The following is a 19,172-nucleotide window of genomic DNA, read 5'->3' as shown; positions in this document are numbered from 1 at the left end:
ATTGATGATTACTAACAACTGACAACTGACAACTGACTACTAACAACTGCTAACTGCCAACTGCCAACTGCCTTTAATTCTTGCCGATGACGGACAATCCCTCTACAATTAGTGATGGTGTGTGGCAAGAACCGTTCCACTCGGAGTCTCCTCCCAATTCTACCAATTGTTTGAGGACGCTGTAGACGTTGCCAGCTACCATTGTGTCTTTAATTCTGCCGACTATTTGACCTTTTTTGACTCGGTAGCCGAGATCGACATTAATTGAAAAATCGCCGGAAATTCCAGCACTGCCGCCAAGCATTTGATCTACTACAATTCCGTCGTCTAATTGAGCGATTAAATCGATTAGCGAAAGCGAACCTGGTTTAATCAAAACATTGAACAAACTCGGTGTCGGATAGCTGCCTAAACCCGGGCGAAATCCGTTGCCTGTGGTGCCGCTACCCAAGGCTCGACCGGTGGTGCGATCGGTATAAAATAGCTGCAACACTCCGCTGTTGATAAAGACGATCGCCCGAGTGGGAGTACCTTCGTCGTCAAAGGGACAGCTATAGGGTCCGATATCCGGCTGCTGCGAGAGGGTGACAAGCGGCGATGTCACTTGTTGGCCTAATCGATCGTTCCAAGGCGAAGCGCCTTCGAGTACCTGTTTGCCGTTCAACGCCGCACACACAGTCCCCCACAGTAAATCGGCTGCTTTGGCTGTAAATAGCACCGGCACGCGGCCCGTGGCGGGGGCTACATTGTCTTTCGCCCATTCCAAACGTTGCAAAACTCGCCTAGCGCTGGTATTTAAGTCGAGGGTGCCGCGTTCGGTTTCGCCTTCCCAAATGTTGAGGAAATCTTCTCCCCGCACTAATTCTGCTGATAAGTAACCGCTGAGAGTGGTGTCGGTGTGACTGGAATCCAAGCCTCTGGTGTTCAGCAAGCGGGTGCTCTCGATTTCGCAGTCGAGTTCGGCGGTGCAGAGGCTTTCTGGATAGGCTTCGCGGACGATCGCGATCGCCTCTTTTCCCCAGTTTACTAGCTGTTCGGCCGACACCGACACTCCGCGATCGGGATAAACAACTTTCTCACCCGTGCCGAGTTCGATGGTTTCCGGTTCGTTGAGTTGCGAAAGTGCGATCGCCCTGTCCACCAAAATTTGCAGTTCCACGGGCCCGTAGGCCACCGCCAAACCCGGCCGCCCATCCCGCCACAGCCGCAGTGCAATGCCTTCTGCTTGGGCGGTTTCTAGCTGTTTGAGGCGGTTTGCTTCAAAAAAGACCGGCCTTGACAGCGATTGCGATTCCAATACCTCAGCAGCTTCTGCACCTGCTTTGGTGGCTAGTTCTAACAGTTGTTCTGCTGATTGCTGGTTGGTCATTGTTCTCGGTGGTTGGTAATGGGCGATCGGTAATACTATTTTCGATTTTCGATTTTCGATTTTCGATTAAAGAATTGGCAATGACTTACTGGGTATGGGTTTGGATCGCGGGCATACATTTAGATTCTTTGGGGAAACTGGTGGAATGCACGATCGCAAGATTGTACGCATTTGTGATTGTTTGCATCTTGCCAACCGCTTAGCGTCGATTTTAGCTTTGAGATTTTAGGTTTTAGATTTACTCCACAGATAAATCTGGGAACTTAAACTAAAATCTAAAATTTTGATATCTCCACCCCAGGAGTACGTGGGACGGTATCTGTTTTTGGCTGCGGTCAGAAACCGACTTTTTTACTGCTATTCAGCTCTGAAAACCGAGATTTTCCCTAAAAAAATCCGGTTGCTTAAATCTGATTGAGAATGCTGCCCGATATCAGTTATTGCCCAGCGAGCGACTAAATAGTTAGTTCGTGCAGCAGCCAAAATCCTGCAAAAGATTCCGATTCGGGATTCGACTGAATTGCTAAGAAATGTACTTTTTTTGCTTGCTTTTTAGCGGCTTCAAATCCTTTCGCTTCTCTCTCAGTTGCTGCGTCTCTGAGATTAGCTAAAATCCAGCGATCGTTAGCTCCCGTATCTAATACCAGCCTAGCGGGTGGGCCGCTCTCAAATTTGAGAAAAGCCAACTCCAAACCCGACATCCAACCTGCCAGGGCCGCTGCTCTCGACGAGTAGATAATTAGTCCCGGAATTTGTGTTTCTGGGGCGAGGCGTGTCATCGGCAGTCCGAAAGCTTCGCCAAATCCGATATCCCACTCGGACATTTCGTCAAAAGCTGCGAGTGGCAAACTCACAAACGCCCATTTTTCGCCGATTAAAGCATCGGGCAGCGCAACTGGCGTTTCGGGTACAAATTGAACGCTCGGGTTCACAACTGCTTGATAGCCCGGTTCGGCGGGATAAACGTCTTGCATCCGTTCTTCCAGCCACAGGCTGAGGGCGAGGGTGCGGCGGCTGCAGGCGGCGGGAATGTCCAAGTCCTCGCAGGCTTTGGTAATCATGTTCGCCATTTGGCGGCGGAAAAAGCGGATTTTTTCGGGTCGTTTCGGTGCTGCGGCGATCGCCTCTTTAATTGCACCAGCCAGCCACAGGGAATTCACGGTAGAACTGGAGCAGAATTGCGAGTAGCGAAACAGAGATTCGGCCTTGTCGCCTACATTCAGCGGGCTTTCGCAGATCAACACTTCCCATTTTTTTTTCTCTCGCTCGTCTAGGATTGGACGGCTGTAAAAGTCGAGTTCCCAAATAGTAGCCATGCCGCGCTGTTAAAAATTAATCCTTTCTCATGTTACCGGACAGCGGGCAAGTTTCTGATTCTGACAATATAAGGCTGATTTTCAATGGCGGGCGATCGCACTTTCCCAAAGATTGCCACTTTCCCTTGCAGTTTCCCGTGTAATTTTTGGCAGCAGTGCACAACCGGAAGCATTAGCAACTCCTCGGACAACTGTAGCGGAGCAATCTCAACACGCGATCGTTTGTTAAACTTGTGCAAGCCAGGGAAAACAAACAGTATAGCTTGATTCCATGAGACAAATCATTCTCGAAAAGATTGTTTCTACCTTACAACCTTTAGATTTTGTTCTCGCTTTGTGGCAAGGAGGTTCAGCAGCCCACGGATACACCGACGAGTGGTCAGACCTCGATATTGCCGTTGTGGTTGAAGATAACTGCGTGGAAGAAACTTTTGAGATTGTTGAAAAAGCCCTCGCCGAAATTGCCGAAATCGAACTCAAATATCGAGTTCCCGAACCCGCTTGGCACGGTCAATCGCAGTGCTTCTGGCGGCTCAAAGAAACCCCGCCGTTTTTGCTAATTGATTTTGCCGTTTTTCGGCGCAGCAGCCGCAACGATTTTCTGGAAATAGAAAGGCACGGACAAGTCCCGATAGCCTTTGACAAAGCTAATCTAGCTGTACCACATCTTTTGGATAAAAACCATCATTTATCCCAAATGCAAACCCGATTCAACGAAATTAAAATCCGTTTCGATTTGCTGCAACCTCTGGTTAAAAAAGAGATTTATCGAGGACATTTAGTAGATGCGATCGGCAACTATCACAATTGGACGCTTCTACCCTTAGTCGAACTGTTGGGCATGATTTACCGTCCCCACAGATACGACTTTGAACTAAAATATTTCACCCGAGATTTTCCGACCCAAATAGTCGATCGCATCGCACCGCTTTTCTGCATTGCCAACCTTGAAGATTTGGCAGCCAAACAGCAAATAGCTGAATCTTTTTTTGCAGAAAGTTTACCGCTTGCAGAAGCTAATTTTTACTTTGATAACACCCTAACACGAACGCAATAGGCTCAAGGTTTCGTACCGAAAGCGATTAACATAGTAGCATCAACCTTAAAGAGTAACATCCCATGACTAAACTCAGCGTTAACATCAACAGAATCGCCCTCCTCAGAAACTCTCGAAACATCGGTATCCCCAGCGTTACGGAAGCCGCAAAAACAGTAATTGCTGCCGGAGCTCATGGCGTTACAGTCCATCCCCGCCCCGACGAAAGGCACATCAAAGCTGCCGATGTTTACGAATTAGCTAAAATGCTAACGGTTGAGTTTAACATAGAAGGAAATCCGTTTCAGCCGCCATTTATGGATATAGTTTGCGACGTAAAACCGGCTCAGTGTACCTTAGTCCCTGACGCTCCAGACGTGCTAACATCGGATAGCGGTTGGAATATTCCCGAAAATCGCGATCGGCTCTTACCAATCATTGAAAAATTAAAAAACCACGGCATCAGAGTCAGCTTGTTTATGGACGCAGATGCTGCTCTCATGCCGCTAGCAAAAGAAGTTGGAGCAGATCGAGTAGAATTGTACACGGAACCCTACGCGACTGCTTTTCGCGAAGGTAGAGTAGAATTTGTTTTTCAACAATATGTCTTAGCAGCTCAAGCCGCTCAATCAGCAGGTTTGGGAGTGAATGCCGGACATGATTTAAATTTGCAAAACTTAGCTAAATTTTGCTCGATTCCTGATATCCTAGAAGTATCGATCGGTCATGCTTTAATTGCGGAAGCCCTAGAAATGGGCTTGTCCAAAACAGTACAAGCTTATCTGCAAATCCTGGCAGGTTCGTAATAGGAATTAACCTCGTGGGGGAGGGCGGATTTGGCAGTAAGAAACTCGTTTGTATGAGCGTTTCTGACTAAATCTGCCCTAGAAAAATACAGTATCAAAACTTACGAAAACAAGGGTTGCACGCGCTACAAATATGGTAATGTGCGGTTTGCAGCGCCCTACATAATTAGACGATCGCCAAAAATGAAGTAACACTACGGGCTGTCACCCCGTGGGGGTGCTGGCCGTTTTCTAGTAGCAAGGCAGAGCCAGCATCCCAGACACCGCGTTTTTTGGGTGGGGGCATTTCTTTAGCAAGATCCTGGGAAAAAGCTTTAATTTTCCTCGACAAAATTACTAATATTCCGTGATGATATTATGCGTAAGGAGTATCATTAAAATGTCCCGACAAACTGAGGCTACTACTTAGCTCCCGCACTGCCAATTTGCTACCAGCAGGTTTTGTGCCAGTACGGGATATTTACGTGTATCCTAGATGCTCCTGTAGCCGCTGTGCGATCGCCAGATTTAATCCGGTGAAAACAGGCAAACACAAGTAACCATATACAACTCTTTACCCCCCTTCGGAAGTGCGACATGAAAAAACTAATTTTACTGACTGGAATGCTACTCATGATGACGGCAAAATCAGTATTTGCCAGCCCAGTAGCCCCCAAAATTGCGCCGAGCGAGCTGATGGCTGCCTCGGAAATTACAGAAACCCTTAACAAACCCCTTACCTCTGAATCAGTTCCCAACCTCGAACCGATCGAGCGAATGTCAACCTCGGAAATCCGAAAAACCATCAACCAACCCACCACTTATATTTTTGAAGGCGTCAAAGGGCGAGAACTCACTCTCTCCCTGTGGGCTGGAAAACTGACAGCCGAACTGTACAGTCCCAACGGTGAAAATATGGGGGTTATTGAAAAAACAGATAATCAGTGGATCGGTCAGTTGCCAGAGTCCGGCATCTACCGCGTGCGAGTTACCCCGAAAGGTGAAACCACCAGCTTCGTACTCGGACGCGACTTTAACGCCAAGTGGACTTATAGGCCCGATCGCGCAATTCCCATAGCATTCAAGGAAAAACAAGCCACAATCAAACTCAAAATGTCCGGCTACCAAATCCAGCCCATCACGGTTCAAGGCAAGCAGGGGCAGACAATTAGGGTGACAGCTAACAAAAAAAATCTAGATCTGGCGATCGAATCTCCGTCGGGACAACTTCTGGATCAAGGCGAAGGTCAAACTTTTGCTCAACTCCCCGAGTCCGGAACCTACCGGGTAATCGTAGTTGCCAAGAGGCCGGTCAAGCCCTCAATCCGAGTTTCTCTGCAATAGCAAAGATTGCACAAATACTGTCGGGCGATCGAATTTGCGCCACCCAAAAAAACAGCTCCCCAATTGGGCGAGCTGTTTTTTGCGTAACATTAACCTTGGATCAGCGCTTCAAAACGTTCTTGTTTCCAAATGCAGCTTAAATCCGAGTCAGCTAAAGCTAGCTCTCGGTATAAATTAGGGATCAACTCAACAGCCCGCTGCAAATTGTCAAGGGCCAAATCAGCAAATCCCAGCAGCGCATAACAGCAAGCTTTATTGTAAAAAGCGTTAGCAAAATCAGGATTTATTTCTAAGACTGTTTCGTAGCAAGCAATCGCCTCAGAGTAGCAGCGTTTTCGCGCCAATTCCACACCCCGGTTGTACCAAATCAAATAATCTTCAAAGGGACGCTCAGATGTGGGAGTAAACTTGGCATTTCTCTGATTTAAACCTATTAATTTCTCCAAAGCAACTCTCCGTTCGCCCACCGCTTCGGCTCTGCCCGGTTGTAGAGCGATCGATCGGCTAAAACTAGCCACTGCTTGTTTGTAAAGTCCCATATAGTTCGCAGCTAGACCGCGATTGTACCAAGCCTTCGCGTCGTCAGGCTTAAACTCGATCGCCCGTTCAAAACTGTTGAGCGCCTGATAGTAAAGCTTGAGTTCCAACAAGGCATTACCTCGGTTGTACCACGCCCAAGCAGCCTCCGGGTACAAAGTTAAAGAGCGATCGAAACTCCGAACCGCCTTCTCGTACAGCCCCATATCGATCAGCGTCAGTCCCCGGTTGTGCCAAATACTCGCCGCGCACGGACTGAACTCCAGAGCCCGGTCAAAACTGTTGAGAGCCTCCAACCAGCGGCCCAACTTTCCTAAAGCAATAGCCCGGTTGTGCCAGCCAAAGCTCGCATTCGGCTCCACCGCCAAGGCCTCATCAAAACTCTTCAGCGCCTCTAAGTGCCGTTCTAATTTCCCCAGAGCCATACCTCGGCCGAACCAAGCCTTATAATGATCTGATTGCAACTTCAAAGCTCTGTTAAAGTTCGCCAGAGCACCATGATCATCGTTAGCTTCGAGGTGGCGCGAACCCAGATGGTAGTACCAAGCCGCTTCCAAGTTTTGAATTAAGTTCATAATATTTCGTATCTATCTTAAGGATGATTCTAGCTGAAATCCTACAGGGAGTAAAACTGTAATTCCACTAAAAATCGGAAACTTTTGATACAGGGCGATCGCCCGTACAAACTACCCGTAACAACCTCAACAATTTGCGGTCGAAACTAACTATTTTCCTCGGGTAAAATGCTCTTTTATCTAACCGCACTCATCGTTTTTTAGAGCTGCTGCGAATCTTAACTCTGCGTGAATCGCGCAAATCTAACCACCGCATCCCGAATTAGGTTTGCAGTTACACAAAGAGTCCTAGGGCGCCCCAAGTCTAACTGCAAATCTCACAGTGCGATCGAACTTCTGCTTGCCCTATTCAAGCAACCACAACCGCTGTTTTAGCATTCTCACTCAACAGCAACTGACCTGTTGCATCCATACTAAAATCTTTGCCCAGCACAAAACCCTTGCCCATCAACCGCTGGCAAACAACCAGCGCAGTAATCCGGCGAATTTCTTCCATCACGTCAGCAGGAATCAAATAACTCAAACTCCAGAGTACGGACTCGCAGTCATACCAAATCAAACGCTCAATACTGACAATCATCAAAGCCGCTACACTGTCAACAGACAGCCGCCCTCTGAGATCCGCAATCAAATCTTTACCAATTAAGCTATTGCGACTCATCATCGCTCTAGCCATCTTCCCAATTTCTTGTTCGAGTTCTAAATGATTCATGCTTGGCACTGGCTTTTATGTTTTTAAAGCACTACTAAAAGTAAAAACAGTAGCCGCTACCAGGCTCTGCCCTAGCGTAGCTGACGCAGGCTCTACCGCAACTCTTTTAACAAAGTATACCTAAAGAAGGATTAAAAATGTATCTAAAGGCAGATACGAAAATATTTTTTTTAAATAAATCTGTCAACCAATTCCCACAAGAGTTTTCACCAGCAGCTAATTGAGTATTTGTACTTATTAAGACCCCGAGTAAAGTCAATCGATTGAAGAATTGAAGAATTGGAGAAAGCGACCTCACGGAGGAATCCGGGGGGTTGTACCCAGGCTGCTTTTGGTCAAAAATGGGTAAATTCGATACATACTTAATAAAGTAGTTACTCCGGAGAAAAAACAGCAATGGCTGCAAACCAGGCAGACATCGATATTGCCCCCTTGATCGACTACGGCCTGATCGACCCCACCGCTACGCCAGAGCAAGTAGAATACTGTTGCCAACAAGCAGAGAGATTTGGGTTTGTCACAGTTTGCGTGTATCCCGCCTACGTCAGACAAGCAGTTGAACTGCTGCACGGCAAACGTCCCAAAGTCTGTACAGTTATAGGTTTTCCCACCGGTGCTTCGACTTCAACCGTGAAAGTTTACGAAGCTTTAGAAGCTGCAGATAATGGAGCCGTAGAGTTAGATGTCTCCGTTAACTTAGGATTGTTGAAAGCTGGAAGAATCGACGAATTCCACCGGGAATTAGCCCAAATTTGCGAAGAAACTAATCTCACCATTAAAGCAATTATCGAAAGTTCGCTCCTTTCCGATGCCGAAAAACAATTAGCGGCTGAGATTTGTATGGAAGCCGGCGCCGCCTACATCAAAACCAACACTGGCTTTTTTGGTCCGGCGAAAGTTGACGATGTGCGACTGCTGAAGGAAGTTACGAAGGGACGAATTGGAATTAAAGCGGCCGGCGGAATTCGTACTCACGAACAAGCTCTAGATTTGGTAGTAGCTGGGGCAACTCGTTTGGGGACTTCTCGCGGCCCGGAATTAATCCGCCAGCGCGATAATTTAGATAAAAGTCATTAGTCATTAGTCATTAGCAAGGACTAATGACTAATTGGGAATTGGTTCGCCCTTACCCACCCTACAACTAAAAGTTCTGCCTCTTGGACTGTTTTTGCTACTGTCTAATAACAATACTTCGGACAGTTTTTGATTGCCAACTGTAGAATGACTGTTCCAGCTCGATCGACCAACGAGGACAATGAAACTGTCCGAAGTAATGTAGTCAATCTAAAATCTAAAATCTAAAATCTAAAATCGAGTGACTCGAACTTACAAAGCAACTGGAATCAATCTTAAGAGTGCGGCGATGGGCGAATCCGATCGAGTGCTGACAATTTTGACGCGGGAATTCGGCTTAATTCGAGCCGTAGCACCGGGTGTTCGCAAACAGCGATCGACCATTGGCGGTAGAAGCGAATTATTTGTTGTCAACGAATTGCTAATTGCCAAAGGCCGATCGCTCGACAAAATTACCCAAGCCGACACCGTACAATCCCATCCGGGTTTGAGCCGCAACCTCGGGAAACTCTCCGCCGCGCAATATCTGGCCGAATTGGCGATCGCCAGTGCCCTTTCCGATGAGCCCCAAGAAGAACTCTTTTGGTTGCTGGGCGAACATTTGAGCCGTTTAGAGCGTTTGTCCGATCGCACAGAAATCGAATCCGCCGCCGTGCTGATTGCTCACCTCGCCCACGGCATTTTTCACTTGCTAGCTTTAGCCGGCCTCGCGCCCCAAGTCCAAGTTTGCTGCGCCACCAGACAGCCGCTCATCCCAAACTTCACCGATCCGAACTGGCAAACCGGGTTTAGTATACCCTCTGGGGGAACCTTCAGCTTGTCCGAACTAGCTAACTTAGAGGCAGAACTCTCTTCACAAACCGGTAGCTTGTACAAATCCCCCTCCCGTTCCCGCCAAATGAATAGCAGCAAACACTTGACAAATTTCGAGATTAATGCTAATGAATTAGCAGCGCTGCAACAGTTGGCTAGTCCAGAACTAGGAGAGGGGATTGCCGATCGAACAACATGGGTATCAGTAGAAAATATTTTGCGACAATATGCCCAGTATCATTTAGGTTGCACGATTCGCTCGGGAAGCTCGATCGACACCTACCTAGAGAGTTTTGAGTTTTAAATTTTGAGTGTTGAGTTAAATAGGGGAACGGGCGATCGTACATCGCACCCCCAGCCTGCCGGATACCCGAACCAGCCGGCCATTTCAGGTAAATTCTCAAGGTTGTTGCGACATCAGATAATAGATAGAGATAAAGTTACGAGATTATTAATAAACTTAGGGGTTAACACCTCAATTTGAAATTCCCGTCCCCCCAACCTCCACCATCCCAGGCGATCCCCCCCAAATCCTATGATGCGACTGTCCGATTCTGATTTGACAATATCTGTTTTAGCTGTGACCCACCACAAAATGGAAGAACGAGAAAATTTTCCCGATTTTCGCTCCGATCCCGTCTTGGCCGATCGACAATGGAGCAACGTCGAACACCCAGAAATGGATAAATCTCCCACAACTCCCGAAACAGAGTCAAGCAACCGCAAAAGCCAACAAGCCGAAGCAATCCCGCCGGTTCCCACACCAGAGCCAGCAGCAGAACTCTCCGAAGCAGTAGCCGAAACTCCCGAAGAAGAAACAGGATTTCTGCCAGTGCTCAAAAACCCAAATTTTCTAGCATTGTGGAGCGGGCAAGTTTTTTCCCAACTAGCAGATAAAGTTTATCTCGTACTGACGATCGCCCTCGTGGCCAGCCGCTTTCAAGCGCCAGATCAAACCATCAGCAGGTGGGTATCGGCAATCATGATCGCCTTTACCATTCCCGCAGTGCTGTTCGGGGCCGCCGCAGGCGTGTATGTCGATCGCTGGTCGAAAAAAGCAGTGCTCGTAGCCACAAACCTGCTGCGGGGAGGCTTTGTTTTAACATTGCCCGTGCTGCTGTGGCTCTCTGACGGGTGGGAACTCGGTCAACTGCCGCTCGGATTCTGCTTGCTGCTGCTAGTGACATTCCTCGTTTCGACCCTAACTCAATTTTTCGCCCCAGCAGAACAGTCAGTGATTCCCCTAATTGTGGAACGCCGCCACCTGCTATCGGCAAACTCCCTCTACACCACAACCATGATGGGTTCGGTGATTATTGGCTTTGCAGTCGGAGAACCCTTACTAGCTTTAGCCGACACCTTATTTTCCAACCTCGGCGGCGGACTCGGCATCGGCAAAGAATTAGTAGTAGGCGGAAGTTACGCCTTCGCCGGAGTGCTGTTGCTGTCGATGAAAACAGGCGAAAAAAACGATGCCGAACACGAACCGCCGCACCCCCTAGCAGATTTGCAAGACGGCCTGCGTTACATCAACGATCAACCTAAAGTCCGCAATGCTTTAATTCAACTAATTATTCTATTTTCCATTTTTGCAGCCTTGGCAGTTCTAGCAGTTCGGCTGGCAGAAATCCTCCCCGGTATGAAAGCGTCGCAATTTGGCTTTTTGCTGGCTGCGGTGGGCGTTGGCATGGCTGCTGGGGCGGCGACAGTGGGCTATCTCGGCCATAAATTTTCTCACTCCCAACTGAGTTTAATCGGATCGATCGGCATGGCACTTGCTCTGATGGGCCTTTCTGCATTTACACACCATTTGTGGCTCTCGGTGCTGTTCATTACCCTATTGGGTTTATTTGCCTCATTGGTGGGAGTGCCGATGCAGACTACAATTCAAGCAGAAACCCCAGAAGAAATGCGGGGAAAAGTCTTCGGGCTGCAAAACAATGCCACTAATATCGCTTTGAGTTTACCCTTGGCTTTGGCCGGGGTAGCCGAAACATTTCTGGGTTTGCCGACAGTATTTTTGGCTTTAGCAGGATTAGCGATCGCTGGCGGTGTCTTAACCTGGTATATTTCCCGTAGCAGTAATAGCAAAGTCGATCGAAGCTAAAAAATAACAAACCCTGATTTACTCGAATGCACATCGCTTGGCTAGGAAAAAAATCACCTTTTTGCGGTAACGTCACTTACTCCAGGGAAGTCACCAACGCACTATTAGACCGGGGATACCAGGTCAGTTTCCTGCACTTCGCCCAAGAAGCGGGCCCGCTGGACAGGAACAATACGGGGTGGAACATGGTAAATGGTTCATGGGGAAAGGGAATTGCTCAAACCTCATATACGAATTCGCTATCGCCCGCTAGTTGCAACGAAGTCTCTTTACCCTGTCACTACAAGTCGCAAATTTATACGATTCCCACTCTCAAGTCCCGCACAGTGCTGATGAAGTCTCTGCGGCGGCTGAAACCCGATGTTGTTCACGCTTCCCTGACGCTTTCGCCTTTAGACTTTCTGCTGCCGGAAATTTGTCAAGAATTGAATTTGCCTCTGGTGGCGACTTTTCACCCGCCGTTCGATCGCAAATTGCGGAATTTGACATCGGGAACCCAACACCTGATGTATCAACTTTACGCTCCGTTTTTGGCGAACTACGACTCGACGATCGTATTTTCTTACATTCAGCGGGATATTTTGGTGCGCTTGGGAGTGCCGGAAGAACGGGTGGCAGTGATTCCCAATGGCGTGGATGCTGTTAAATATTCGCCCGGGCCTTCGGGGTTGAAGTCGGAATTAAAGGCCGATCGAGTTTTTGTTTACCAAGGCCGCATTGCCCAGGAGAAAAATGTCGAGGCTTTGCTCAAAGCATGGAAACAGTGCAATTTTGGCCCTGGGAACGTATTGGCGATCGTAGGCGATGGGCCCCTAGCCGCCTCGCTGCAACTGTTTTACGGCGAAGATGATGGCATTGTGTGGCTCGGATTTGTTGCGGAGGAGGAACGCCGGATCGAAATTCTGCGGGGTGCCGACGTATTTATTTTGCCTTCTTTGGTGGAGGGACTGTCGCTGTCGCTGCTGGAAGCGATGGCCTGCGGTTTGGCTTGTTTGGCAACGGATGCCGGTGCTGACGGCGAGGCCTTGGAGGAAGGCGCGGGGATTGTTTTGAACACTCAGCGGGTACGGAGTCAGTTGCAAACTTTGCTACCGCTGTTTTGCGATCATCCTGAGTTGGGAATGCTGCTTGGTCAAAAAGCACGCCAACGGGCGCTCGACCGCTACACTCTCAGTCAGAATATTACTGAGTTGGAAAAGCTGTACTCTGAGGTTTTGCAAAAGCAGCGGGTGCCACTTCGCGGTTTAGCATGATTCAACAGGAAGAAGGAACTCCGAACCAGTTGAAATTAATCCGTGTATCCGTGTCAAAATTCGTGTCGTGCCTTCCTTCTTCCTTTACAAATGACTTACCGAAATCCTGCTCCTACAGTTGATATTATCATCGAGTTAGCCGATCGCCCCCATCGGCCGATCATACTCATCGAACGCCGCAATATTCCCTACGGCTGGGCACTTCCCGGCGGTTTTGTCGATTACGGGGAAGCGGTAGAAACGGCGGCAAAACGCGAAGCTTTAGAAGAAACAAGCTTGAATGTAGAATTAATCGAGCAATTTTACGTTTATTCTGACCCAAATCGCGACGCCCGCGAACACACTATTAGTATTGTATTTTTGGCTTCTGCAACGGGCGAACCTCAAGCCGCCGACGATGCTAAAAATTTACAGATTTTTGAATCTTGGCAGATTCCCCAGCAATTATGTTTCGATCACGATCGCATTTTGCGCGATTATTGGCGTTACCGTCATTATGGATTGCGGCCGCGTTTGTAGGGTGAGGATTTGTTAACCGCAGATGCACGCGGATTAACGCAGGTTGATTGCTATGATTTATCTGTGATTTATCTGTGTTAATCTGCGGTTAAATTCATTAAACTAAATTCTATGCCAAGCTTGACAATATTAGGCGGAGGTGCTTGGGGTTCGGCACTGGCAAATCTGGGAGGCAAAAAAGGATCTCGAGTTAATTTGTGGTCGCGCAGCAGTTCTTTTAATCTAGAATCAGTTATAACAGGTGCGGATGTTGTTGTTTCGGCAGTTTCGATGAAAGGAGTTGGAGCAACAGTCGATCGACTTTTGGCTTTAGAGTTAAGTCCGAGTACAATTATAGTTACTGTCACCAAAGGTTTAGACCCCGCGAGTACGCGCACTCCATCTCAAATTTGGCAAAATGCCTTTCCTAACAATTCAATAGTGGTACTTTCGGGCCCTAATCTTTCCGAGGAAATCCAGCAAGGATTGCCTGCTGCAACTGTAGCGGCGAGTTGGGATTTAGCGGCGGCCAAGCAAGTGCAAAATATTTACAGTTCCGATATTTTTCGGGTTTATGTGAATGAAGACCCGCTGGGAACTGAGTTAGGTGGAACTTTGAAAAATGTATTTGCGATCGCTGCTGGTGTTTGCGACGGTTTACAATTAGGAACTAATGCTAAATCTGCTTTGCTGACTCGCGCTTTGCCGGAAATGATTCGGGTAGGAGTTCGTTTGGGAGCTCGCGCAGAAACTTTTTACGGTTTATCTGGTTTGGGAGATTTGCTTGCTACTTGCAACAGTCCTTTATCGCGCAATTATCGGGTTGGTTTCGGGTTAGCTAAAGGCAAATCTCTAGAGCAAATTTTGCAGGAATTGCAGAGCACTGCTGAGGGAGTCAATACTACTAATGTGTTGATTGATTTGGCCAATCAACGCGGCATTGAAGTGCCTGTTTCTCGTCAAGTTTATCGCTTATTAAATAGTGAAATTACTCCAGAACAAGCCGTTTTATCGCTGATGGAACGCACTTTGAAACCGGAGTAATATCAAAATACTTACCAGATATTTAGAGCAGCATCACTGAGAATGAGTTTCTTAAAAAAGGCGCTCTAATTTTTTGTACACTTCATCATCGTTACGCTTACCAACTAGAATAATTTCTACCAAATCTTCTTCGGGATTAAAGCTGTAAATAATCCGATACTCGCCACTATCTACCCGATAATAACCCGGATATCCGATTAATTGCTTGCTATCATTAGGTAAAGGATCGACATTCAGCGCTAACACTTTTTTAGCAATTTGAGCCGCTATTTTAGGTTGCAAACCCTTGAGAAAGTCGAGAACTGTTTGTAAACCATCAAGTTTCGCCATTTGCCAGTTGTTGTAGTGTTTCTACAAAGGTTTTAGTACCAACCATTTGAGACTGACTCATGGCCGATTTTGCTGCTTTTCCTAAAAGCATATCTTCTAATTCCATCAGTCGCTCTATCAAGCGCTGATAGGCATCAGCCGACATAATTACGTGGCTGGGCTGCGATTTATCTGTGAGTAAAACTGGCTCCACAGCAGCTCGGTTAAAGACTGTCCCCTGTGGATTACATACTTCTGCGAGGGTGTAACTTTGCATGACAGATGTTATGAGCGTGGGTTATGTCTATTTTAGGCCAAATCGGCAGGGATTGGGAGGTCGATCGATATTTGGGATTACAAAAGTAGGACTTACGCAAAAAACCCGGTTTTTGAGAAAAATCCTGCACCTCTGGGAGAAATTTCGCAGCAGTCGCCAGCCGTATTTTTCCTGCATTGCGTAATACCGCCTTCTAGAGTGACCCTACCATCTAAGACTGTTCCTTATCATCAGGGGCGGGTTTCACCAACCACAATTGTTGAAAACTAAGGATCTAATAAACCCGCCCCGCCCCTACATGAAGGATGCAACCAGACATGATATAAGCGGGATAAATACGATCTATTTACCGCCGTAATAAAACGCAATTTCTTTCTCTTTCAGCGGTGCAAAGTTTGCCGCCACCAGCATTTTATCGAGTTCCTCTTGTCCGATGTGTTTGACACCGATTCGGACAATGCGTGATCGCATTGTATTTGACACGCCACTGCGCTGTCTGCCGGCTTCTAAGCCCATCACTTGCTTGTAGAGGTCTAATTTTGCTTGCGGAATCGGAGTACCGTCAAAGTCGATTCCAGAGGCGATCGCAACATCGATCGCATCTGCACCAGTTGTAGATTGAGCCGCTGAGTTTGTTTCTGAAGACATTGTGCAAATAAAATAAAAAGGACGATCGTCATAAAAAGTAGTTTAGTCCTAAAAGTGCCACAGTTGAGCACCAAACTCTAGTACAGCTCAAAATAACGTAAACTCGTGAAACAAGCTAAAAATATTCGATTAAGCACAGTTTGCCACAAGGGCGATCGCACTTAGCATTTCTTCAAACAACGGATTGCCAAAACTCATCAATTGCAGTGAAGCATTTTCGTCAAAGATATCCGGGTAAAATGTGATATAATAATCGCGACTTTTATAGTTGAGATGCCAAGTGCGATTTTCAGAGCGATCGAAGATAGCGCCAATCTGCTTTAAACTCAAAGAATTGACAAACAAATCTTCGATGGTTTCAGGAAACAGAGAAGTCGGCGACAAAGGTTGACGGATTTCTTGCAAATCTGATTCTACATCCATCGCTACCATTTCATCGAGGGCAAGGCGCAAAGGCGGCGCGTCTAAAATGCGATCGAACTCTCCCAACAAAACGCCCTCTTCTTCGGGATCTGCACTCATCACAGCCTGTTCGATAAAAGTGGGAACTGTTGCGAGAATCGGTTGCAAATTGCCGACTACGGTTTGGAAAGCATCGATGCGATCGCGCAATTTCTTGTAAACCTTCGCCTCTACCGTTCCGTCGTAATAAAAATTATGTATTCTGACGGTATCATAAATCTGTCCGATGCGATCGAGTCTGCCGATGCGTTGTTCGACTCGCATGGGATTCCAAGGCATATCGTAGTTAATTAAAACGCCGCAAGTTTGCAAATTTAGCCCTTCTGATGCGGATTCGGTACAAAGTAAAATTTTGATGATTCCTTCTCGGAATTTGGTTTTGATTTGTTCTTTCGGAAAAATTCGCCATTGGCCATTTTGATACAATTCTCCGCCGCGCCCGGAATAGCAAGCAATCTGAGCACCATATAATTGTTGTAAAGCGCTGCGGATATAATCCATTGTGTCGGTGTATTGCGTAAAGACGATCGCACTTTCGCGCTCGATTAGTTCTTGACGCAAAATTGTGATAAAATGCGAAAGCTTGCTATCTTCGCCTGTATTCTCAAATTGATAAAGTAAATCTTCTAAATATTTAATTTCTTCAGGATCGGCTGGTTCAAAATAAGATTCCATTCCTTCCAGAATCACATCATCGGCCTCATCTAAATCGTGAAAATCATCCTCAGTAATGCTAATTCCTTCGAGGCGGCGCTGTAAGGATTCGCGAATCGCATAAAACGAACTTGTCAGGCGTTTGCGGTAAAGAGTCATCAAAAATCCTAACGCTTTGCGGTTGTCTTTTTGCGCTAGATTATAAAAGTGCCGCACGTAATTGCTGACGGCGAGATAAAGGGGGACTTCGCGGTTATTTTCTAAAGTAATCGCATTGTCTGTGACTGCGCGGTGGGGAATATCGCGATCCAACAATCCCCGCTGATAGTATTGGCGCAAGGTGTCGCGCGTGTGGCGGAACATCAAATCCTTGAGGGGAGTATTCACTGTCAAATATTGGCGGGAAGCGGCGATAAAATCCGTGTCTTCAGCAACTTGTTTTGGGTTGACTCGCTGGTTTTTTTCCCAGACATCGCGCAACTTATAATATAGTAGCCGATCGCCTTTCTGTAAATATTCCTGCAACCGCAAACAGGGCGAACCTCCTTGCTGGAAGTAATCTACAGACATCAGTTGCCAAAAATTCAAGGTTTGGCGATCGGGCTTTTCCGACAATGTGCTAAAATAAGTGCAGAAATTCTCACCATAAGACCAATGTCCTTGGAGTCCGAGAAGGTGCAATAAATCGAAAACTTCGATCGCGTCAATCTGCATCGGCGTGGCGGATAATAATAACAGCGATCGGCTTTTTTCTTTCAATTGCTGCATTAACTGTAACAACCGATTCGGAGTTTCCTTGCGGTTTTGCGGGCTTTGGCGGCGGGCGTGATGCGCTTCATCCAGAATCACCAAATCCCACGGTTGCGCGTCTAAAAGCTGTTTTGTGCGATCGCTCCGACGGACTAAATGAGATGATGCTAAAATGAGATTTCGGGAATTCCAAATATTCTCTTCGCCTGACTGACTCCTCTCCCCATACGAATTTTTTAATTCACCTTTGCTATAACTCCAAAAGTGCAAATTGAATTTTTCGCGCAACTCTTCGTGCCATTGCGGCTGAATGCTGGCGGGTGCTAAAATTAACACGCGCTTAACTTTTTGGCTGACGAGTAAGTAACGCAGAATTAACCCAGTTTCGATGGTTTTTCCCAATCCGACTTCATCCGCAATTAAGAAACTTTTCGGAAAATTAGCCGCCACTCTACGCAATATCTTAATCTGATGCGGCCAAGGTTTAATCGGAATAGATTTCAAACAATAATCGAGACAAGTCGGTGATGCGTACAAATTGAGAAGCGGTTCAAATTTAGCATAATCTAGGAATAGTTCAGAATCCCCAACAACTCCTCCTAAATCCCGACTCCTAACATCCGTTACATCCGCTACAAAATCCGTTGCCGAACCTTCCTCATCTGTTACATCCGTTACATCCGTTACAAAATCCGTTGCCGAACCTTCCTCCCGATTCCACACAGGTTTACTGCGGGGCGCATAGTTGAGCAGCTTATTTTTCACCGCTTCCGGCACTTCAAAAACGCGCACATTCGGCGATAAATTGTTCCATAACTGTTCAAACCGAAAAATCTCATCAGAAACTCGTTCTGCATCTCTGCCGCCTTCCCAAGCACAATAAACGTGGAAAGATTCAACGTTGCTTTCCCAACCGCTGAGAGATTCGTTATTGGAACCGCTAAAAGCTAATTGTGCGCCGTTACAGTCGGTGAAAATGCCGACTTTTTCGTGAAAAATATGCTGCCGATCGAGTAAACTTTCAGTATCTATTGGTAAGCCGTTAGATTTGAGGGGAACGGCGATTTTAATATCGAGATAACTGTTTTGAATCAGCCAACTGAGAATTTCAAAATGTTTGAGTTGGGCGAAGGTTTTGGGCGGCTGTAAATCGGTATCGAGGCGGATGGTAACTGCATCTCGGAGGGCGTAACCTTGTTGGATAGCTTGCAAGTCTTGCGGGCTGAACTGACAGCCCATGATTAACCGCATCCGCCCTTGATTGTGCAGCATCGCGCCCAATCCCTGCGCTACTTTACTGAGGATGGCGCTGTTGAAAAAGCCGGATTTGCGATCGTACTGTAGAGCACATTCTAGGGCGGGAATGTAGAAATCGGCGATCGGGTTATTTTCGTTGCTAGAATAGCTAATCCGCCAGGGGTAATCGGTTAAATTCATGTTATGAGTTATTTGTTATGTGCCACAATCTTCGATCCCCCTAAATCCCCCTTAAGAAGGGGGACTTTGAATTAAACTCTTGTCCCCCCCTTATTAAGCTATGCCTTACTCACATCTTTCTTAACAAAATCAGGCTTGACATCTGGGGGGGAATGGGTGGAAACTAATTTCC

Annotated in this window: 19 protein-coding genes; 10 read left to right on the top strand and 9 right to left on the bottom strand. The window is 47.0% G+C overall.

Features of this window, described 5'->3' with window-relative positions:
• Positions 1 to 73 precede the first annotated feature (73 nt).
• Positions 74 to 1,369: a TldD/PmbA family protein gene (locus tag QUB14_RS12450; protein WP_333217278.1), complete on the bottom strand. Its 1,296-nt coding sequence runs from the start codon at positions 1,367 to 1,369 to the stop codon at positions 74 to 76.
• 80 nt (positions 1,370 to 1,449) lie between these two features.
• Here QUB14_RS12450 and QUB14_RS12445 point away from each other — a divergent pair, with 80 nt between their 5' ends.
• Complete coding sequence (locus tag QUB14_RS12445; RefSeq protein ID WP_333217277.1) at positions 1,450 to 1,572, top strand: hypothetical protein; 123 nt, start codon at positions 1,450 to 1,452, stop codon at positions 1,570 to 1,572.
• A 252-nt stretch (positions 1,573 to 1,824) separates the two neighbouring features.
• Here QUB14_RS12445 and QUB14_RS12440 read toward each other — a convergent pair whose 3' ends face one another.
• Positions 1,825 to 2,685, bottom strand: coding sequence for a Tab2/Atab2 family RNA-binding protein (locus QUB14_RS12440; RefSeq protein ID WP_333217276.1), 861 nt, complete (start codon positions 2,683 to 2,685; stop codon positions 1,825 to 1,827).
• Positions 2,686 to 2,717: 32 nt separating this feature from the next.
• Entirely contained in the window at positions 2,718 to 2,858 is a 141-nt protein-coding gene (locus tag QUB14_RS12435; protein ID WP_333167734.1) for a hypothetical protein, read from the bottom strand.
• 98 nt (positions 2,859 to 2,956) lie between these two features.
• Here QUB14_RS12435 and QUB14_RS12430 point away from each other — a divergent pair, with 98 nt between their 5' ends.
• The 3 genes from QUB14_RS12430 to QUB14_RS12420 all read left to right on the top strand — a co-directional run bounded on the left by QUB14_RS12430 (position 2,957) and on the right by QUB14_RS12420 (position 5,850).
• On the top strand, positions 2,957 to 3,742 hold the full coding sequence (locus QUB14_RS12430; RefSeq protein ID WP_333217275.1) for a nucleotidyltransferase domain-containing protein: 786 nt from the start codon (positions 2,957 to 2,959) through the stop codon (positions 3,740 to 3,742).
• A 62-nt stretch (positions 3,743 to 3,804) separates the two neighbouring features.
• Positions 3,805 to 4,527 (top strand): pyridoxine 5'-phosphate synthase, encoded by a 723-nt coding sequence (locus QUB14_RS12425; protein ID WP_333217274.1) that lies wholly within the window; start codon positions 3,805 to 3,807, stop codon positions 4,525 to 4,527.
• 576 nt (positions 4,528 to 5,103) lie between these two features.
• A complete protein-coding gene (locus tag QUB14_RS12420) occupies positions 5,104 to 5,850 on the top strand; it encodes a hypothetical protein (protein ID WP_333217273.1) in 747 nt (248 codons plus the stop codon).
• An 89-nt stretch (positions 5,851 to 5,939) separates the two neighbouring features.
• Here the strand turns inward: QUB14_RS12420 and QUB14_RS12415 are convergent, their stop codons facing one another.
• Positions 5,940 to 6,962 (bottom strand): tetratricopeptide repeat protein, encoded by a 1,023-nt coding sequence (locus QUB14_RS12415; protein WP_333217272.1) that lies wholly within the window; start codon positions 6,960 to 6,962, stop codon positions 5,940 to 5,942.
• A gap of 349 nt (positions 6,963 to 7,311) precedes the next feature.
• A complete protein-coding gene (locus tag QUB14_RS12410; RefSeq protein ID WP_190662530.1) occupies positions 7,312 to 7,674 on the bottom strand; it encodes a hypothetical protein in 363 nt (120 codons plus the stop codon).
• A gap of 396 nt (positions 7,675 to 8,070) precedes the next feature.
• Between QUB14_RS12410 and deoC the strand changes: the two genes are divergently transcribed.
• From deoC to QUB14_RS12380, 6 genes are all read left to right on the top strand, one after another.
• A complete protein-coding gene (gene deoC / locus QUB14_RS12405) occupies positions 8,071 to 8,751 on the top strand; it encodes a deoxyribose-phosphate aldolase (RefSeq protein WP_333182041.1) in 681 nt (226 codons plus the stop codon).
• Positions 8,752 to 8,989: 238 nt separating this feature from the next.
• Positions 8,990 to 9,865: a DNA repair protein RecO gene (gene recO / locus QUB14_RS12400; protein ID WP_333217271.1), complete on the top strand. Its 876-nt coding sequence runs from the start codon at positions 8,990 to 8,992 to the stop codon at positions 9,863 to 9,865.
• Positions 9,866 to 10,096: 231 nt separating this feature from the next.
• Entirely contained in the window at positions 10,097 to 11,668 is a 1,572-nt protein-coding gene (locus QUB14_RS12395) for an MFS transporter (RefSeq protein ID WP_333217270.1), read from the top strand.
• A gap of 26 nt (positions 11,669 to 11,694) precedes the next feature.
• Positions 11,695 to 12,921, top strand: a complete 1,227-nt coding sequence (locus QUB14_RS12390; RefSeq protein WP_333217269.1) for a glycosyltransferase family 4 protein — start codon at positions 11,695 to 11,697, stop codon at positions 12,919 to 12,921.
• Positions 12,922 to 13,011: 90 nt separating this feature from the next.
• The gene (locus QUB14_RS12385) at positions 13,012 to 13,440 is read left to right on the top strand and encodes an NUDIX hydrolase (protein ID WP_333217268.1); all 429 of its coding nucleotides are present in this window, start codon (positions 13,012 to 13,014) and stop codon (positions 13,438 to 13,440) included.
• 111 nt (positions 13,441 to 13,551) lie between these two features.
• Positions 13,552 to 14,463: an NAD(P)H-dependent glycerol-3-phosphate dehydrogenase gene (locus QUB14_RS12380; protein ID WP_333217267.1), complete on the top strand. Its 912-nt coding sequence runs from the start codon at positions 13,552 to 13,554 to the stop codon at positions 14,461 to 14,463.
• A 51-nt stretch (positions 14,464 to 14,514) separates the two neighbouring features.
• Here QUB14_RS12380 and QUB14_RS12375 read toward each other — a convergent pair whose 3' ends face one another.
• The 4 genes from QUB14_RS12375 to QUB14_RS12360 all read right to left on the bottom strand — a co-directional run bounded on the left by QUB14_RS12375 (position 14,515) and on the right by QUB14_RS12360 (position 19,000).
• Positions 14,515 to 14,793 (bottom strand): type II toxin-antitoxin system RelE family toxin, encoded by a 279-nt coding sequence (locus QUB14_RS12375; RefSeq protein ID WP_015178374.1) that lies wholly within the window; start codon positions 14,791 to 14,793, stop codon positions 14,515 to 14,517.
• Positions 14,780 to 15,049, bottom strand: a complete 270-nt coding sequence (locus QUB14_RS12370; protein ID WP_333217266.1) for a type II toxin-antitoxin system Phd/YefM family antitoxin — start codon at positions 15,047 to 15,049, stop codon at positions 14,780 to 14,782. The genes QUB14_RS12375 and QUB14_RS12370 overlap by 14 nt, the downstream gene beginning before the upstream one ends.
• 342 nt (positions 15,050 to 15,391) lie before the next feature.
• Positions 15,392 to 15,697, bottom strand: coding sequence for a small RNA NsiR4-regulated ssr1528 family protein (locus QUB14_RS12365; RefSeq protein WP_015178377.1), 306 nt, complete (start codon positions 15,695 to 15,697; stop codon positions 15,392 to 15,394).
• A 129-nt stretch (positions 15,698 to 15,826) separates the two neighbouring features.
• A complete protein-coding gene (locus QUB14_RS12360; RefSeq protein ID WP_333217265.1) occupies positions 15,827 to 19,000 on the bottom strand; it encodes an SNF2-related protein in 3,174 nt (1,057 codons plus the stop codon).
• Positions 19,001 to 19,172: the final 172 nt, after the last annotated feature.

This window comes from Microcoleus sp. B3-D2 (genome assembly GCF_036705345.1).
Lineage (GTDB): Bacteria > Cyanobacteriota > Cyanobacteriia > Cyanobacteriales > Microcoleaceae > Microcoleus.
This window is presented reverse-complemented; position numbering and strand designations above follow the sequence as displayed.

Bases quoted from the DNA above. Each gene is read 5' to 3' on its own strand.
- QUB14_RS12450 (WP_333217278.1), bottom strand. From the start codon at position 1,369: ATGACCAACCAGCAATCAGCAGAACAACTGTTAGAACTAGCCACCAAA.
- QUB14_RS12445 (WP_333217277.1), top strand. From the start codon at position 1,450: ATGACTTACTGGGTATGGGTTTGGATCGCGGGCATACATTTAGATTCT.
- QUB14_RS12440 (WP_333217276.1), bottom strand. From the start codon at position 2,685: ATGGCTACTATTTGGGAACTCGACTTTTACAGCCGTCCAATCCTAGAC.
- QUB14_RS12435 (WP_333167734.1), bottom strand. From the start codon at position 2,858: ATGCTTCCGGTTGTGCACTGCTGCCAAAAATTACACGGGAAACTGCAA.
- QUB14_RS12430 (WP_333217275.1), top strand. From the start codon at position 2,957: ATGAGACAAATCATTCTCGAAAAGATTGTTTCTACCTTACAACCTTTA.
- QUB14_RS12425 (WP_333217274.1), top strand. From the start codon at position 3,805: ATGACTAAACTCAGCGTTAACATCAACAGAATCGCCCTCCTCAGAAAC.
- QUB14_RS12420 (WP_333217273.1), top strand. From the start codon at position 5,104: ATGAAAAAACTAATTTTACTGACTGGAATGCTACTCATGATGACGGCA.
- QUB14_RS12415 (WP_333217272.1), bottom strand. From the start codon at position 6,962: ATGAACTTAATTCAAAACTTGGAAGCGGCTTGGTACTACCATCTGGGT.
- QUB14_RS12410 (WP_190662530.1), bottom strand. From the start codon at position 7,674: ATGAATCATTTAGAACTCGAACAAGAAATTGGGAAGATGGCTAGAGCG.
- deoC (WP_333182041.1), top strand. From the start codon at position 8,071: ATGGCTGCAAACCAGGCAGACATCGATATTGCCCCCTTGATCGACTAC.
- QUB14_RS12395 (WP_333217270.1), top strand. From the start codon at position 10,097: ATGATGCGACTGTCCGATTCTGATTTGACAATATCTGTTTTAGCTGTG.
- QUB14_RS12390 (WP_333217269.1), top strand. From the start codon at position 11,695: ATGCACATCGCTTGGCTAGGAAAAAAATCACCTTTTTGCGGTAACGTC.
- QUB14_RS12385 (WP_333217268.1), top strand. From the start codon at position 13,012: ATGACTTACCGAAATCCTGCTCCTACAGTTGATATTATCATCGAGTTA.
- QUB14_RS12380 (WP_333217267.1), top strand. From the start codon at position 13,552: ATGCCAAGCTTGACAATATTAGGCGGAGGTGCTTGGGGTTCGGCACTG.
- QUB14_RS12375 (WP_015178374.1), bottom strand. From the start codon at position 14,793: ATGGCGAAACTTGATGGTTTACAAACAGTTCTCGACTTTCTCAAGGGT.
- QUB14_RS12370 (WP_333217266.1), bottom strand. From the start codon at position 15,049: ATGCAAAGTTACACCCTCGCAGAAGTATGTAATCCACAGGGGACAGTC.
- QUB14_RS12365 (WP_015178377.1), bottom strand. From the start codon at position 15,697: ATGTCTTCAGAAACAAACTCAGCGGCTCAATCTACAACTGGTGCAGAT.
- QUB14_RS12360 (WP_333217265.1), bottom strand. From the start codon at position 19,000: ATGAATTTAACCGATTACCCCTGGCGGATTAGCTATTCTAGCAACGAA.